Raw genomic sequence first — 13,767 nt, 5'->3', positions numbered from 1 at the left:
GGCCTACCCGGTGTGTTGCGCGCCCCGGCGGACGGCGCTCGCCCACGGGACGCCGATCTCGGAGAACAGCGCCAGCCGGTCCGCGGCCACGGCGACCTCCTCGCCGATCCCGCGGACCACCGGGTGCCGGCTCGCCCCTTCACCCGCCGTGCGGATCCAGCCCGCCGGGATCCGGGCCGGCGACGGCGCGTCCCGCACCGCCTCGACCACCGACGCGAACGCGCGGGTGGCCGGCAGCGGCGCGAGCAGCGGGACCCCGGCCGGGTCGAGCCGGTGGGCCACCAGGTTCCGCAGCAGGTCCACCGGTTCGCCGAGGTGGACCCGTTCGTCGTCGAGCTCCAGCCGGTGGCTCTTGTACCAGAACTTCGCCCGCCCCTTCGTGCCGTGCACCACCACGTAGGGCTCGTGGTCCTGCTCGGCGCACAGCGACGCGGCGACGACGATCTCGGGACCGCGGTCGAAGCGGATGCGCAGGCACGCCGTGTCGTCGGCTTCGATGTCGCGCGTGCCGTAAAGCTCCAGGGCGATCTCCGCCGGATCGCGCCCGCCGACCCCGCCGACGAGCAGCGCGGTGGCCACCGCGTGGGAGAACGGGTTGGTCAGCGCGCCGTCGACCACGGCTTCGCCGTCCAGCCACCGGCGGCCCGCCCAGGGGTTGCGGCGGTAGTAGGCGTCGGTGCGGATCCACGCCCCGGCCGCGCCGACGCCCGCCACCTCGCCGAGCTTCCCCGCCGCGATCGCCGCCCGCAGCACCGGCAGCGCCGGCGAGCCGAAGCTCTGGAACCCCGTCTGGCAGGCCGAGCCGTTCTCCGCGGCCAGCCGGGACAGGGTCCGGAACCCGGCCAGGTCGAGCACCGGCGGGGTTTCCAGGAGCAGGTCGCCGCCCGCCCGCAGCACCGCGCCGCCGACGCGGACGTGCGCGTGCGGCGGGGTCGCGACCACGGTGATGTCGGGACAGCAGCGGCGGAGCAGGTCGTCGACCCCGACGTGCGCCGTGGCGCCCTCGGGCAGCAAGGCGATCGCGGCGGCCGACGGCACCCGGACGTCGGCCATGCCGGCGAACCGGACCAGGCCCTCGTCGTGCAGGATGCGCGCGCGGTGCAGGTAGCTGAACGCGTAGCCGGACGTGCCGACCACGGCCAGCCTCGGCGGGTCCGCGACGGTGCGGCGCCTGCTCCCCGACATGGGTCTCCGATCGGCGCGACCGGCTCCGGCCGCGCGGGAACTGACGAATGGGCAGTTCGGGAGAAACTTCCGGTGGTCACGGTAGGGCGTTCGCGACAAGTGTGTCAATGTTCGGGACACTGTTTCGAATTCGTCGAAGGCCGGATACTCCGAACGGCGGGCGTCGGTTCGAGTAAGCGCTTACTCGAACCGACCGCACGGTCGGCCGCCGGTCAGATCCGGCCGACGCCCGCACCCGCCGTCACGGTGGCCTTGACCGTCGAAGTCGGCTCCAGCGTGAAGGAATACGGTGCGTTCGTCATGCTGCCGGTGCGCGTGATCTTGTTCGTGCAGCCGCCGAAGGAGTTGCCCGACTCGTTGAGGTAGCCGTCGACATCGCTGTCACCGGTCGTTTCCAGGCACACCTTGGTGGATTCGAAGACGTTGTTCTGGGCGAGGAACTGCGCGTTCATCCGCGAATGCACGGCGGAATCGGTGACCGCGTGGAAATAGTTGTCGTAGGCGTGCCCGGTGCCGAACCGCAGGCTGGGCAGCCGCGAGTTGACGTTCTCGAACCAGTTGTGACTGTAGGTCACGTGCAGCTTGCCGGTGTCCTCGCTCGCGTTGTTGTCGCTGTGCCCGACGAGGGAGACCTTGTAGTGGTCGTGGAACTTGTTCCACGACACGGTGATCCCGTCGGCCGCGTGGCTGATGTCGAGCAGGCCGTCGTAGTAGTCCTTGCCGTGGTCGAGGTCGGACGACAGGTCGTTGTGGTCGACCCACACGCGGGTGGCGCCGCGCTGGATCTGGATCGCGTCGGTGCCGACGGCCTTGGCGATGGCCAGGTTGCGGATGATCACGTTCGACGACTTGTCCACGGCGAGCCCGCCGCCGGTGAAGCCGGAACCGGACCCGACGCCGAGGATCGTCTTGTTCGACCCGATCTTCACCAGGGTCTTGCTCGCCAGGGCGATCTTGCCGCTCACCCGGACCGTCCGGGCCGTGGTGCCCGTCACCGCGTCGGCGAACGCCGACGCCGTCGTCACGGTGACGGTCTCGCCGCCCGCGCCGCCGGTCGTGCCGGCGCCGAAGCCGACGGGGGAACTTTCGTAAGCGGCGTGCGCGACTCCGGTGGGAACCATCGCCGCGGCGAAGGCGGCCGTGGCGAAAACGCGCAGGCAGAACCGGGCTTTCCTGGTCATCAGGCACCTCTGAGGGGGTGGGGACCCGCGCCCCGGGGAACGGGGAACACGGCGGAGACTCCGTTCTACGATTTGCAGCAAAACCCGGTCAACGATTTTCAGGGTTTTCACCGGAAGCCCAGCCGAATGGCCCTGCGGGGGCCGGATCCTCGCTGCCGCAAGGCGATCCGTTGTTGACAACGCTGCCGGGCGTTTCCATGATGTTGCGCAGAGCCTGCCGAGGAGTAGCCGTGAGCGTGACCATTCACGACGTCGCCCGCCGGGCCAACGTGTCGATCTCGACCGTGTCGCGCGCGTTCACGTCCCCGGACCTGGTCCGGCACCAGACCCGCAGCCGGGTGCTGGCCGCGGCGAGCGAGCTCGGGTACCACGCCGTCGGTGCTCCGCAGCCCGTCGTCCGCACCGGGCACATCGGCATCGTGGTGTCGGACCTGGGCAACCCGTTCTTCACCGGCGTGCTCGACGGCGTCCAGGCCCGCGCGCGCCAGGACGACGTCGCCGTGCTGTTCGCGAGCAGCGACCAGGACCCGGCGACCGAGCAGAACCTGGTGCGCCGGATGGCCCGGCAGGTCGACGGCGTCGTGCTGGGCAGCCCGAGCATGACCGACGACCAGCTGCGCGCGCTCGCCACGCAGACGACCCTGGTGCTGCTCAACCGCGAGGTGCCGGGGATCCCGTCGATCGTGATGGACGCGGCCGACGGGATGCGGCAGGCGATCGAGCACCTGGCCGCGCTGGGCCACCGCCGCTGCGCGTACCTCGGCGGCCCCCGCATGTCGTGGGCCAACCGCGCGCGCCGGGCGGGCCTGGCGGAGGCGGCCGAGCGCCACGGCACGGAGGTCGTCGAGTTCGGCCCGTTCCCGCCGGTGTTCGAGGGCGGGCTGCAGGGCGCGGACCTGGCGCTGGCCGCGGACGTGACGGCGATCGTGGCTTACAACGACCTGGTGGCGTTCGGCGCACTCGCACGGCTCAACGCCCGCGGCGTGCCGGTGCCGGACGAGATCAGCCTGGTCGGCTTCGACGACCTCGTCTTCGCGGCGATCTCGGCCCCGCCGCTGACGACGATCGCGATGCCGACGGAGGCGGCGGGCCGGGCCGCGGTGACGATCCTGCTGGACCTGCTCGACGGCGCCGCCGACGAGCACACGGCGCAGGTGCTGGACACGTACCTGATCGTCCGCGCGACCACGGCCCCGCCGGCGTAGGCCCTAGCCGCCGAAGACGTGGCGGTCCAGGAACGGGTTGCGGAACTTGCCGCGCGGGTCCAGTTCCGTGGCCAGCGTGCGGAAATCATCGATTCGCGGGTACGGCCCGGCCGTGTGGAAGAGCTTGCCCCAGTGCGGCCGGGCGCCGAACGCCGCCAAGCGCTCCTCCAGCACCGGGAGCACCGCCTCCACCTCCGGCTGCCGCGGCTGCCACGTGAAGTGCAGCGCCACGCGATCACCGCCGTGACACGGGCTCAGCCACAGCTCGTCCGCCGCGATCGCGCGGATCTCCGACACCAGCAGCACCGGCGCCAGCAGCGCGCCGATCTCGCGGACCGCCCGCACCGCCGCCACCGCGTCCCGGTACGGCACGAAGTACTCCGACTGCAGCTCGTCCCCCACGCTCGGGGTGAACGCCAGCGCGAAGTGCGGCAGCCGCTCGTGCCACGGGCCCGGGACCCCTTGCTGCGGCGTGCAGTTGCCGGCCGCGATGCCCGCCGCGTGCGCCGGGTGGCGGGGCCCGTCGGCCGGGACCGCGCCGAACAGGTCCGTCCGCGCGGTGAACGCGTCCACGCGGCTCTTGAGCCACACCTGGTCGATCGTGTCGTTCACCCAGTTCGTGAACAGGCTGACGCTGTAGGCGGCGTCCTCGATCTCGTCGAAGTGCCGGTAAGCGGCCTCCCACGGCAGGCCGTCGAAGACGTCCTGCCGCACGTCGAACGCGGGCTCGACGTCCAGCGTGATCCGCGTGACGACGCCCAGCGCGCCGAGGCCGACGACCAGCCCCGGGAACTCGGCGTGGGCGCGGGTGAACGTCCGCAGCTCGCCGTTCGCGGTGACCAGCTCGACCGCCGACACGGCCGAGGCGAGGCCCGGCTGCCGTCGCCCGGAGCCGTGGGTGCCGGTCGCGACGCTGCCGGCCACCGTGATGTGCGGGAGCGACGCGAGGTTCGGCAGCGCGAACCCCGCCGCGTGCAGCTGTTCGGCGAAGTCGCCGTAGCGGGCGGACCCGCCGACCGTCACCGTGCCGTCGCCGATCTCCACCGGGACGTCGAGCGCGCGCAGGTCCAGCAGGACACCGCCGGGGGTGTCCGCGATGTCGTTGAAGCAGTGCCGGCTGCCCAGCGCCTTGACCCGCGACGCCGCCGCGACGGCTTCCCGCACCTCGTCGACCGTGCGTGGAGTCAGCACCGAGTCCGCGCCGTAGGCGTGGTTGCCGGCCCAGTTCTGCTCGCCCAATGTCCCTCCACGGTGCCGGATCCTCACCGCCGACCCTACGCGGCCGCGTCCCGCCAGAAGCCGCGCATCCACTCCGGGGGCACCGGGTTGTCTTCGCCGACCTGGGTCAGCAGCACGGCGACCGTGCCGGTGGCGGGCACGACGTGGGCGGTGGTGCCGGTGCCGCCGACCCAGCCGTAGCGGCCCGGGACGGTCCACGGCTCGACGGCGGCGATGTCCACCGCGCCGCCCATCCCCCAGCCTTGGCCCTCCAGGAAGAGCGCGCCGGTCTCGCGGTGCGCGGCGGTGGTGTGGTCGGTGGTCATCAACCGGACGGACTCGGGGCTGAGCACGCGCCCGCCGTCCGGTGCCGCGCCGGAAGCGAGGAGCATCCGGCCGAAGGCCACCCAGTCGCCCGCCGTCCCGGCCAGGCCGCCGCTGCCCAGCGGCAGGGCCGGCCGGGTGCTCCACTGGCCGTCCGGGGCGTCGGCGAGCACCAGGCCGTCCGGGGTCTTCTTGTAGAAGGCCGTGAACCGGTCCCGCCGGTCCGGCCCGACGGCGAACCCGGTGTCGGCCATGCCCAGTGGCGTGAAGATCCGCTCCTCGAGGAACTCCGGCAGCGACCGGCCGGACGCGCGGGCGACGAGCACGCCCTGGATCGTCGAGCACGTGTCGTACAGCCAGGCCTCGCCCGGCTGGAAGGCGAGCGGCACCTCGGCCAGCCGCGCGAGCCAGACGTCCGCCGGCGGGAAGCTCTGCACCTCCCGGCCGTCGCCTTGGACGGGGAAGAGCGCCCGCACCGCCGGGAGCGTGAAGTCGGCGGCGAACCCCCAGCCCGCCTGGCCGGTGAGGACGTCGAAGACGGTGATCGGCCGCTTCGCCGGGACGACGTCGTCGACCGGGCTCGCCGGGGTGCGCACCACCTTCGGGTCCGCCAGCTCGGGCAGCCACCGGCCGATCGGGTCGTCGAGGGTCAGCCGGCCGTCGTCCACCAGGGCCAGGACCGCCGCGGCGGTGACCGGCTTGGTGATGGAGGCGAAGCGGAAGAGCGTGTCTTCGGCCATCGGCCCGCTGCCTTCGACGTCCACCGAGCCGACCGTCACGACCTCGGGGCGCCCGGCCCGGTCCACGATGGCCACCGCACCGGGCAGCGTGCCTTCGTCGACGTGACGCCGCAGGTTCTCGCGCAGGCTCATGGCTTCCGACGGTAGTCAGCGGGCCGGGATGATCGCCTGGTGGGCCCCGCCGAGGCCGTGCGCTGAGCAGCCGGCCCATCCGCTTCGGCATCCGCAGCGTGATCGCGCGGTCGAGGACACGGGTGCCGGGCGCCGCGGCCGCGAGCCGCGTCTCGTAGCCCGTGCAGCCGGCCGGCTCCCGCAGCCACGCCGACACCACCAGGTTCCCCTCCCCCACCACCGCGGCGCAGAGCCGCGTCTCCGGCAGTTGCGCGATCGCCGTCCCGGCGCGGTCCAGGTCGCCGGCGGCGACGTCGAGGCGGTAGCCCGCGATCACCGGCCAGCCCGCCGGGACGTGCGCGAGGTCGCAGCGGAAGTCGAGCTCGTGGTTGCGCAGCATCCGCGCGAGCGTGCGGCGGACCGCCGACTCGCTCATCCGGCAGTCGCGGGCCAGTTCGGCGTAGCTGCGCCGGCCGTCCTCGCCGAGGGACTCGACCAGAGCCCGCAGGTCCCGGTCGTCCCACTGCTGCGGGACGACCAGCCGGGCCTGCGCCGCCGTCTCGTCGAGCACCGCGCGTTGTTCCGGGGCCAGCGCGTTCACCAGCCAGCCGCTGCCCTCGCGGTAGACGCGCGTGGCCACGGCGAACCGGACGTCGCGCACCCCGGGCAGGGCGCCGAGGCGGCCGGTGACCAGGCCGTCGAGCGCGTCGAGGTCGCGGGCGGCCAGGGAGAGGAACAGGGAGAACCGGCTGGTCGTGCGCTCGACGCTGAACACCGACGGCCAGCCGCACAGCTCCCGGGTCAGCTCGGTCAGCGCGTCCGGGCGGCAGGCCAGGTCGACGTAGCCGACGGTGGTCGTCGGGGCCGTCGCGTACGCGGTCAGCCACGCCAGCCCGGCCGCCTGCAGGCGGTCCCAGCGGCGCGCGGCCGTCGTCGCGTCGGTGCCGACGGCCGCGGCGATCCGTGTCCACGGCGCCCGCGGGTCGCGCTGCAGCGCCTCGACCAGTGCGAGGTCCGGACCGCTCGGCCGCGCCGGTTCCGGCGGGGCGGCCGGGGAAACGGGCATGGCGCATTCTGGCCTGATCATGATCACCTGCCAAGGGGCCGCCGGACGCACCGGCGGCCCCGCTCCGCTTACCGGCGTCGCAGGCGCGGCGCGCCGACCGCGCCGGCCACCAGCACGAGGACGCCGCCGAGGACGAACGGCAGCACCGGCGTGTCCCCGGGGTCGGCGGCGGGAACCGCGCGCTCGCGGCCGCCGTAGCCGCCACCCGCGCCGTCGCGGTCGTAGGCCGAGCCCGGCAGCTTGTCCGCGTACCGCTGGTGCAGGGCCGCGCGGTAGTCGCGCACGGTCAGCTTCGTGCCGGCGGCCAGGCCGGTGACCGAGCCGTCCAGCACCGTCACGGAGTCGCCGTGCACCGCGTACCAGGCGTTGACCTGCGGTTCGTGCAGGAGATAGCCGCCGGCCGCCGCCTCTCCGTACTTCCGCTCGTAGTCCCCGGAAGCGACGTTGACGACGGTCCAGGCCGCGCCCCGCCGCTCGGCCCAGACGGTCGCCGTGGTGCCGTCGCCGGTCCGCGCCGGGACCGCGACGTAGGCGAGCGCGGCCAAGACGTCCGAGGCTCCGGCGACGAACGCCGCCGTCGGCTCGTAGACCGCGACCTGGGTGCGCGGGTCGGCGTTCGCCGCCTGCGCCACCGGTGCCGGGTGGGCACCGGGGAACTTCGTCGTCGCGAGCCGGTCGAGGGTCGACTGGCCGCCGGTGACCTGGCCGATCGCGGCGGTGTCGGCCGCGGTCGGGGTGCCGGCCGGTCCGGTGGCCGCGCCGGCCGCACCGGCGGTGGTGAGCATCGCGGCACCGGCCAGCACGGCCGCGCCCATCGCCTTCTTCAGCACGCTCATCCCTCGATCCCGTACAGCGTGTGCGTCCACTGGAACTGCGTGTTGGAGCGGTAGGTGTCGTAGTTCATGGAGTTGTAGCGGCTGTTGTTCGGCCACGGGTCGCCGTATTCGACGCGGGTCGCACCGCTCGCGTTGTCGTACCCGTAGAGGACGTGCATGTGGCCGCCACCGGAGCGCCAGCCGATGCGGGTGCCGATCGGCTGTCCCGCGTCGATCTGGTTCTTGATGGTGGCGAAGGAAAGGACCTGCCCGTTCGAGTTGTAGGACCCGACGTTCGAGAAACCGAGCGAGCGGAACACCCGTTGCTGGTCGGACAGGTAGCCCTGGTTGTTGGCGCAGTCGCTGCCGGATTCGTTGTGGGCGATCTGGCAGAACCGCGTCTGGGAAAGCGAATATCCCCAGTAGTCGGCGATCGTGTTCCCGCTGGCGTCCCAGCACCACTGGTCCTTCTGCTGGGCCTGCATGGTGATGCCGAGGTCGGTCCGCGCGGCGGCCGCGGTCGCGGGCGCCTGCAGCGCGACGACGGCGGCCACGGCGGCCGAAACCGCGGCGAGTCCACGCAGAACTCCTGATGTGGTTTTCACGAAGTGGTCCTCCACTCGGTGACGATTCGACGTGGTGGCAGGGAATACTCCGCGCACGACCGGTGAACCGGTACCTACTAAGGGAGGATCACGTTGGGAGAGAACGGTTTCGGCGGATCCCGGCATTTCCCGGGTGCCGGATTCCGGCATCGGCTCCGGCCCGCCGGGTGGATTCCGGCGGGCCGGAGCGGCGGGTTCAGCCGACTGTCGTCGTGCCGAGGGTGGCGTCCTGGTCCGGCGGGTCGAGCGTGAGGTCGACGTCGAACTCGCCGAGGCCGCTGTCGGTGACGACGTGGGTGGTCGCCGCGGAGTCGACGCTGCTGGTCGCTTCGCCCGCCGGGGTGCCGGCCGGGACGGTGAAGTCGACCTGGCCCTGCGCGGTGAACTTCAGGGTGCCTTCCGCGGGGACGGGCGTCTCCGGGATCGGCAGCTCGATCGGGATCGCCACGGACTGGCCGCCGATCGCGAGGTCGACCTTGGAGGCGATGGTGCCGGAGATCTTGGTGGCCCCGACGAGGCGCAGGCCGTCACCGGCGGCCTGGCCGGCGTCGACGTCGAGGCTGAACGGCACCGAGACCGGCGTGCCGGCGGTCGCGGTGGCGGGGATGTCCGCCTTGACGACCACGGTGACCTGCTGGTCGCCGATCAGCGGGAAGCCGCCCCGGTAGGTCAGCGATTTCTCGGCCGCCGCGGCCGGTCCCGCGGAAAGCACGGCGACCGCGCCCGCGAGCAGCGTGGCGAGCCCGATTCCCAGGAAGCGCTTTTTCCGCAGAAGGGTTTCCGTCATCTCCGGTCCTTTCGTCGTCGAACGGCCTTTCGGATGCTAGGCGGAAACTTCCCAACCGGCCAATGCGCTTTTCCGTGGGCCCGGAATTTGTCACGCGCCTTTGCGTGGCGCGCATTGTTTTTTGTGAGGTGCGCTTTCCCGCGTGACAGTTTCCGGCTCGCGGGCACTCACGTGCGTCAGCAGCCGCCCGACGGCAGCGCGGCAGACCGTGTCACCCGCGATCCGCCGGACGGCCCACGACGAAAGTCGCGTTTTGGATCAACCGACTATCGGCGGGTTACGGAGATTCACCCACAGCAGTGACGGTAGGCGTGTCCTTCACCACACGTCACCGCGAGACCCCGGTCCGCGGCGGGAGGTTGATCCTCAAGTGCGCAAACGTATCGCGCGAACCGGCGTAGTCGTCACCGGTGTCCTGCTCTCGGCACTCGCGGCCGCGGCGCCGTCCCTGGCCGCTCAGCCGGCCATCATCGACGGCAGCGATGCCGGCTCGCTCCACTCGGCGGCCCGGATGTTCGCCGGCGGCCAGGAGATCTGCTCGGCGACGATCATCGCGCCCGACTGGATCCTCACCGCCCGCCACTGCACCCAGGGTGCCGACGGCAAGCCGATCAGCTTCCACGTCGGCGACCTGGACCAGACGAAGGGCACCACCGTCAACGCCACCTCCGTGCACGAGGCGCCGGACTCGGACATCGCGCTGGTCCAGATCGACCAGCAGGTGCAGACCGAGTACGCGCCGCTGGGCAGCGAGGGTGATGTGAAGGTGGGCGACCAGGCCGAGGTCTACGGCTGGGGCGCGACCTGCACCGACAAGCCCGAGATCGAGTGCCAGTCGCAGCTGCTGAAGGTCGCGAAGGTCAGCGTCAGCTCGATCGACTGCCCGGACGGCGCGGCGGGCGTCTCCGTGTGCGCGAACCGCGGCGACGGCATCACGGCGGGCGGCGACTCCGGCGGCCCGATGTACGCAGGAGGCAAGCAGGTCGGCGTGGCGTCGACGAGCGACCGCCAGTCGTACACGGCCTACATAAACATCACGAAGTACCGGGACTGGATCTCCGCCACCGCGGGCGTCTGAGCGAGCGGCCCCCGGGAAACCGGGGGCTTGCTTCGGCGGCAAGAGTGAGTGTACGGTCACTCACATGACCAAGCGCGGAGCCACCCTCTCCACCTCGGACGCCCGGCGGGACGTCGTCGTCGACGCGGCCATCGCCGAGTTCGCCCGGGGCGGGTACCACAGCACGCCGATCAGCGCCGTGGCCGCGCGGGCCGACATCTCCCCCGCGTACGTCTTCAAGTTGTTCCCCGGCAAGGTTTCCCTCTTCGTCGCCGCGATCGACCGGTGCTTCGAGCTCGTCGCGCACGCTCTCTCCAACGGCGCCGCCCGCGCCGGCGGTGACGACCCCGGCCGGATCCTCTACGAGATGGGCGGCGCCTACGCCGAGCTCATCGCCGACCGGAACCTGCTCATGCTGCAGGTGCACGCCCAGTCGGCCGCCGACACGCCCGAGATCGCCGACGCCCTGCGGCGCGGCTTGGCGAAGGTCACCGAACTCGCCCTCGAGCGCTCGGGCGCCGACGGCGAGCAGGTCCAGCGCTTCATCGCCTACGGCCAGCTCTGCCACCTCATCGCCACCCTCGACCTCGACGACCGCGCCGGCGACTGGGCCGCCGTGCTCGCCGCCGGCATCCGCCACCCCGGCAAAAACTGAACCCGACCCCGCCGTCCCCTTTTTCGCGCCCATTGAGTGATTGACCAGTCACTCACACCTCGGAAGGAACCCACCATGACCACCACCACCGAAATCGTCCTCCCCAGCCTCGTCGAGCCGGACGGCCTGCGCGTCGAGCACCGCGAGCTGCCGCGGCCCGGGGCCGGCGAGGCCCTCGTGGGCGTCGAGGCGAGCGGGGTCTCGTTCGCCGAGCAGCAGATGCGCCGCGGGAAGTACTACGACCAGCCGCCGTTCCCGTTCGTGCCCGGGTACGACGTCGTCGGCACGGTGCTCGAAGCCGAAGACCCGGCCCTCGTCGGGCGCCGCGTGGCCGCCATGACCAAGATCGGCGGCTGGAGCAGCCACCTCGTCGTCCCGGCCGCCGACCTCGTGCCGGTCCCCGACGGGCTGGACGCGGCCGAGGCCGAGACGTTCGTGGTCAACGGCATCACGGCGTGGCAGATGCTGCACCGGAAGGCGCGGGTGCGGGCCGGCGGCACGATCCTCGTCCACGGCGCGAGCGGCGGCGTCGGCACCACGCTCGTCCAGCTCGCCCGGGCGGCCGGGATCAAGGTGATCGGGACCGCCTCGGCCCGGAACCTGGACGCCGTGACCGCGCTCGGCGCGACCGCCCTCGACTACCGCGGCGACGTCCCGGCCCGGGTCCGCGAGCTGGCACCCGGCGGGGTCGACGCCGTCTTCGACCACATCGGCGGCCCCGGCATCGTCGACTCGTTCCGCCTGCTGGCCCCCGGCGGCACCCTGGTCGCCTACGGCAGCGTGTCCACGGTGAACACCGGCGGCAGCGCGAAGCCCGCCGTGCTGAAGCTGGTCGCGCGGCTGCTGTGGTGGAACGCGCTCCCCAACCGCCGCCGGACGCACTTCTACAACGTCTGGGGCGGCAAGCGGAACCTCACCCGCTTCCGCGCGCGCCTCGCCGAGGACCTGACGGCCGTCTTCGCCCTGGCGGCGAAGGGGCAGCTCAGGGCGCAGGTGGCGGCGCGGATCCCGCTCGAGGACGCGGCGAAGGCGTTGAGCCTGGCCGAATCCGGGACCGTCACCGGCAAGGTCGTGCTCGTCCCCTGAACACACCGAAGGCCACCACGGCGAGCGTGGTGGCCTTCGGGTCTGGCGGATCAGTCCGTGCCGAACTCCATCGCGGCGCTGTCGAGCAGCTCGTCGTCGTCGGTCTTGCCGCGGGAGGCGATCACCTGGGCGCCACCCTCGGGCATCGCGCCGATCAGGCCGGTCGACGCCGCCTGCGCCGCGCCGATCAGCTTCGGGTGCGAGTTCCCCCCGACCATGCCGAGGCTCGCGTACTGCTCCAGCTTGGCCCGCGAGTCCGCGATGTCGAGGTTGCGCATGGTCAGCTGGCCGATCCGGTCGACCGGGCCGAACGCCGAGTCCTCGGTCCGCTCCATCGACAGCTTGTCCGGGTGGTAGCTGAACGCCGGGCCGGTCGAGTCGAGGATCGAGTAGTCCTCGCCGCGACGCAGCCGCAGGGTGACCTCGCCGGTGATCGCGGTGCCGACCCAGCGCTGCAGCGACTCGCGCAGCATCATCGCCTGCGGGTCCAGCCAGCGGCCTTCGTACATCAGGCGGCCGAGCTGCCGCCCGTGGTTGTGGTAGCTGGCGAGGGTGTCCTCGTTGTGGATCGCGTTGACGAGCCGCTCGTAGGCCGCGTGCAGCAGCGCCATGCCCGGCGCCTCGTAGATGCCGCGGCTCTTCGCCTCGATGATCCGGTTCTCGATCTGGTCGGACATGCCCAGGCCGTGGCGGCCGCCGATGGCGTTGGCCTCCAGCACCAGGTCGACGGCGGAGGCGAACTCCTTGCCGTTGATCGTCACCGGCCGGCCCTGCTCGAAGCCGACGGTGACGTCCTCGGTGGCGATCTCCACCTCGGGGTCCCAGAACGCCACGCCCATGATGGGCTTGACGATCTCGATGCCGGTGTCCAGGTGCTCCAGGGACTTCGCCTCGTGCGTGGCGCCCCAGATGTTGGCGTCGGTCGAGTAGGCCTTCTCGGTGCTGTCGCGGTAAGGCAGGTCGTGGGCCAGCAGCCACTCCGACATCTCCTTGCGACCGCCGAGCTCGGTGACGAAATCCGCGTCGAGCCACGGCTTGTAGACGCGCAGGGAGGGGTTGGCCAGCAGGCCGTAGCGGTAGAACCGCTCGATGTCGTTGCCCTTGTAGGTGGAGCCGTCGCCCCAGATCTGGACGTCGTCCTCGAGCATGGCGCGCACCAGCAGGGTGCCGGTGACCGCGCGGCCGAGCGGCGTGGTGTTGAAGTAGCTGCGGCCGCCGGTGCGGATGTGGAACGCCCCGCACGTCAGCGCCGCGAGCCCCTCTTCGACGAGGGCTTCCCGGCAGTCGACGAGCCGCGCGATCTCGGCCCCGTACTGCCCGGCGCGGCCGGGCACCGACTCGATGTCGGGTTCGTCGTACTGGCCGATGTCGGCGGTGTAGGTGCAGGGGACCGCGCCTTTGTCGCGCATCCACGCGACCGCTACGGAAGTGTCGAGGCCACCGGAGAAGGCGATACCGACACGCTCGCCGACGGGCAGGGAAGTGAGCACCTTGGACATGCGAATGATTATGCACGCCCATGCATCGTCGTGCAATCCGGGGTGCCCCGGCTCACCAAATCGCGTTGACGTGCGTGTTCGGTGATCCCATGCCCGCCATCGACACCGCCCTCGTCCGCGGCTGCTGCGCGGCCAGTTCCCGGAGCGGCGGACCGGCCGATCACTCCCCTGGCTTCCGGCGGCACAGTCAACGCCGTGTACCGCCTCGGGGACGACCTGACGGTCCGGCTCCC

The 13,767-nt window shown here is 72.1% G+C and carries 12 protein-coding genes and 1 pseudogene; 4 read left to right on the top strand and 9 right to left on the bottom strand.

The features are described 5' to 3' along the window. Nucleotides 1–3: 3 nt before the first annotated feature. Both AA23TX_RS18565 and AA23TX_RS18560 read right to left on the bottom strand, forming a co-directional pair. On the bottom strand, nucleotides 4–1,185 hold the full coding sequence (locus AA23TX_RS18565; protein WP_155543758.1) for a Gfo/Idh/MocA family protein: 1,182 nt from the start codon (nucleotides 1,183–1,185) through the stop codon (nucleotides 4–6). Nucleotides 1,186–1,397: 212 nt separating this feature from the next. Then, the gene (locus AA23TX_RS18560) at nucleotides 1,398–2,366 is read right to left on the bottom strand and encodes a pectate lyase family protein (RefSeq protein WP_155543757.1); all 969 of its coding nucleotides are present in this window, start codon (nucleotides 2,364–2,366) and stop codon (nucleotides 1,398–1,400) included. Between the two features lie 230 nt (nucleotides 2,367–2,596). On the opposite strand from AA23TX_RS18560, the gene AA23TX_RS18555 reads away from it, so the two are divergent. Beyond that, nucleotides 2,597–3,571 (top strand): LacI family DNA-binding transcriptional regulator, encoded by a 975-nt coding sequence (locus AA23TX_RS18555; RefSeq protein WP_155543756.1) that lies wholly within the window; start codon nucleotides 2,597–2,599, stop codon nucleotides 3,569–3,571. A gap of 3 nt (nucleotides 3,572–3,574) precedes the next feature. Here the strand turns inward: AA23TX_RS18555 and AA23TX_RS18550 are convergent, their stop codons facing one another. The 6 genes and pseudogenes from AA23TX_RS18550 to AA23TX_RS18525 form a co-directional block, all read right to left on the bottom strand. Further along, nucleotides 3,575–4,810: an FAD-binding protein gene (locus AA23TX_RS18550; protein ID WP_155543755.1), complete on the bottom strand. Its 1,236-nt coding sequence runs from the start codon at nucleotides 4,808–4,810 to the stop codon at nucleotides 3,575–3,577. Nucleotides 4,811–4,845: 35 nt separating this feature from the next. Beyond that, nucleotides 4,846–5,985, bottom strand: a complete 1,140-nt coding sequence (locus tag AA23TX_RS18545) for a serine hydrolase domain-containing protein (protein ID WP_155543754.1) — start codon at nucleotides 5,983–5,985, stop codon at nucleotides 4,846–4,848. 427 nt (nucleotides 5,986–6,412) lie between these two features. Further along, a pseudogene (locus AA23TX_RS50210) lies at nucleotides 6,413–7,030 on the bottom strand (Lrp/AsnC family transcriptional regulator); the annotation flags it as partial. A 68-nt stretch (nucleotides 7,031–7,098) separates the two neighbouring features. Further along, nucleotides 7,099–7,866: a hypothetical protein gene (locus AA23TX_RS18535; protein WP_155543753.1), complete on the bottom strand. Its 768-nt coding sequence runs from the start codon at nucleotides 7,864–7,866 to the stop codon at nucleotides 7,099–7,101. Further along, nucleotides 7,863–8,450: a papain-like cysteine protease family protein gene (locus AA23TX_RS18530; protein WP_155543752.1), complete on the bottom strand. Its 588-nt coding sequence runs from the start codon at nucleotides 8,448–8,450 to the stop codon at nucleotides 7,863–7,865. The genes AA23TX_RS18535 and AA23TX_RS18530 overlap by 4 nt, the downstream gene beginning before the upstream one ends. 196 nt (nucleotides 8,451–8,646) lie before the next feature. Then, entirely contained in the window at nucleotides 8,647–9,237 is a 591-nt protein-coding gene (locus AA23TX_RS18525; protein WP_155543751.1) for a DUF6801 domain-containing protein, read from the bottom strand. Between the two features lie 370 nt (nucleotides 9,238–9,607). On the opposite strand from AA23TX_RS18525, the gene AA23TX_RS18520 reads away from it, so the two are divergent. From AA23TX_RS18520 to AA23TX_RS18510, 3 genes are all read left to right on the top strand, one after another. Further along, entirely contained in the window at nucleotides 9,608–10,315 is a 708-nt protein-coding gene (locus AA23TX_RS18520) for a S1 family peptidase (RefSeq protein WP_155543750.1), read from the top strand. Nucleotides 10,316–10,379: 64 nt separating this feature from the next. Further along, nucleotides 10,380–10,949 (top strand): TetR/AcrR family transcriptional regulator, encoded by a 570-nt coding sequence (locus AA23TX_RS18515; RefSeq protein ID WP_155543749.1) that lies wholly within the window; start codon nucleotides 10,380–10,382, stop codon nucleotides 10,947–10,949. 75 nt (nucleotides 10,950–11,024) lie between these two features. Next, on the top strand, nucleotides 11,025–12,035 hold the full coding sequence (locus AA23TX_RS18510) for a medium chain dehydrogenase/reductase family protein (RefSeq protein ID WP_155543748.1): 1,011 nt from the start codon (nucleotides 11,025–11,027) through the stop codon (nucleotides 12,033–12,035). A 50-nt stretch (nucleotides 12,036–12,085) separates the two neighbouring features. Here AA23TX_RS18510 and argG read toward each other — a convergent pair whose 3' ends face one another. Then, entirely contained in the window at nucleotides 12,086–13,534 is a 1,449-nt protein-coding gene (gene argG, locus AA23TX_RS18505) for an argininosuccinate synthase (protein WP_155543747.1), read from the bottom strand. Nucleotides 13,535–13,767 lie beyond the last annotated feature (233 nt).

Origin of the sequence: Amycolatopsis camponoti, from assembly GCF_902497555.1 — a bacterium.
Classification (GTDB): domain Bacteria; phylum Actinomycetota; class Actinomycetes; order Mycobacteriales; family Pseudonocardiaceae; genus Amycolatopsis; species Amycolatopsis camponoti.
The sequence above is the reverse complement of the archived record's forward strand: the minus strand, read 5'-3'. Positions and strand labels throughout refer to the sequence as shown.

Coding starts and splice junctions, on each gene's coding strand:
- argG (WP_155543747.1), bottom strand. CDS start 13,534: ATGTCCAAGGTGCTCACTTCCCTGCCCGTCGGCGAGCGTGTCGGTATC.
- AA23TX_RS18545 (WP_155543754.1), bottom strand. CDS start 5,985: ATGAGCCTGCGCGAGAACCTGCGGCGTCACGTCGACGAAGGCACGCTG.
- AA23TX_RS18510 (WP_155543748.1), top strand. CDS start 11,025: ATGACCACCACCACCGAAATCGTCCTCCCCAGCCTCGTCGAGCCGGAC.
- AA23TX_RS18515 (WP_155543749.1), top strand. CDS start 10,380: ATGACCAAGCGCGGAGCCACCCTCTCCACCTCGGACGCCCGGCGGGAC.
- AA23TX_RS18565 (WP_155543758.1), bottom strand. CDS start 1,185: ATGTCGGGGAGCAGGCGCCGCACCGTCGCGGACCCGCCGAGGCTGGCC.
- AA23TX_RS18535 (WP_155543753.1), bottom strand. CDS start 7,866: ATGAGCGTGCTGAAGAAGGCGATGGGCGCGGCCGTGCTGGCCGGTGCC.
- AA23TX_RS18560 (WP_155543757.1), bottom strand. CDS start 2,366: ATGACCAGGAAAGCCCGGTTCTGCCTGCGCGTTTTCGCCACGGCCGCC.
- AA23TX_RS18525 (WP_155543751.1), bottom strand. CDS start 9,237: ATGACGGAAACCCTTCTGCGGAAAAAGCGCTTCCTGGGAATCGGGCTC.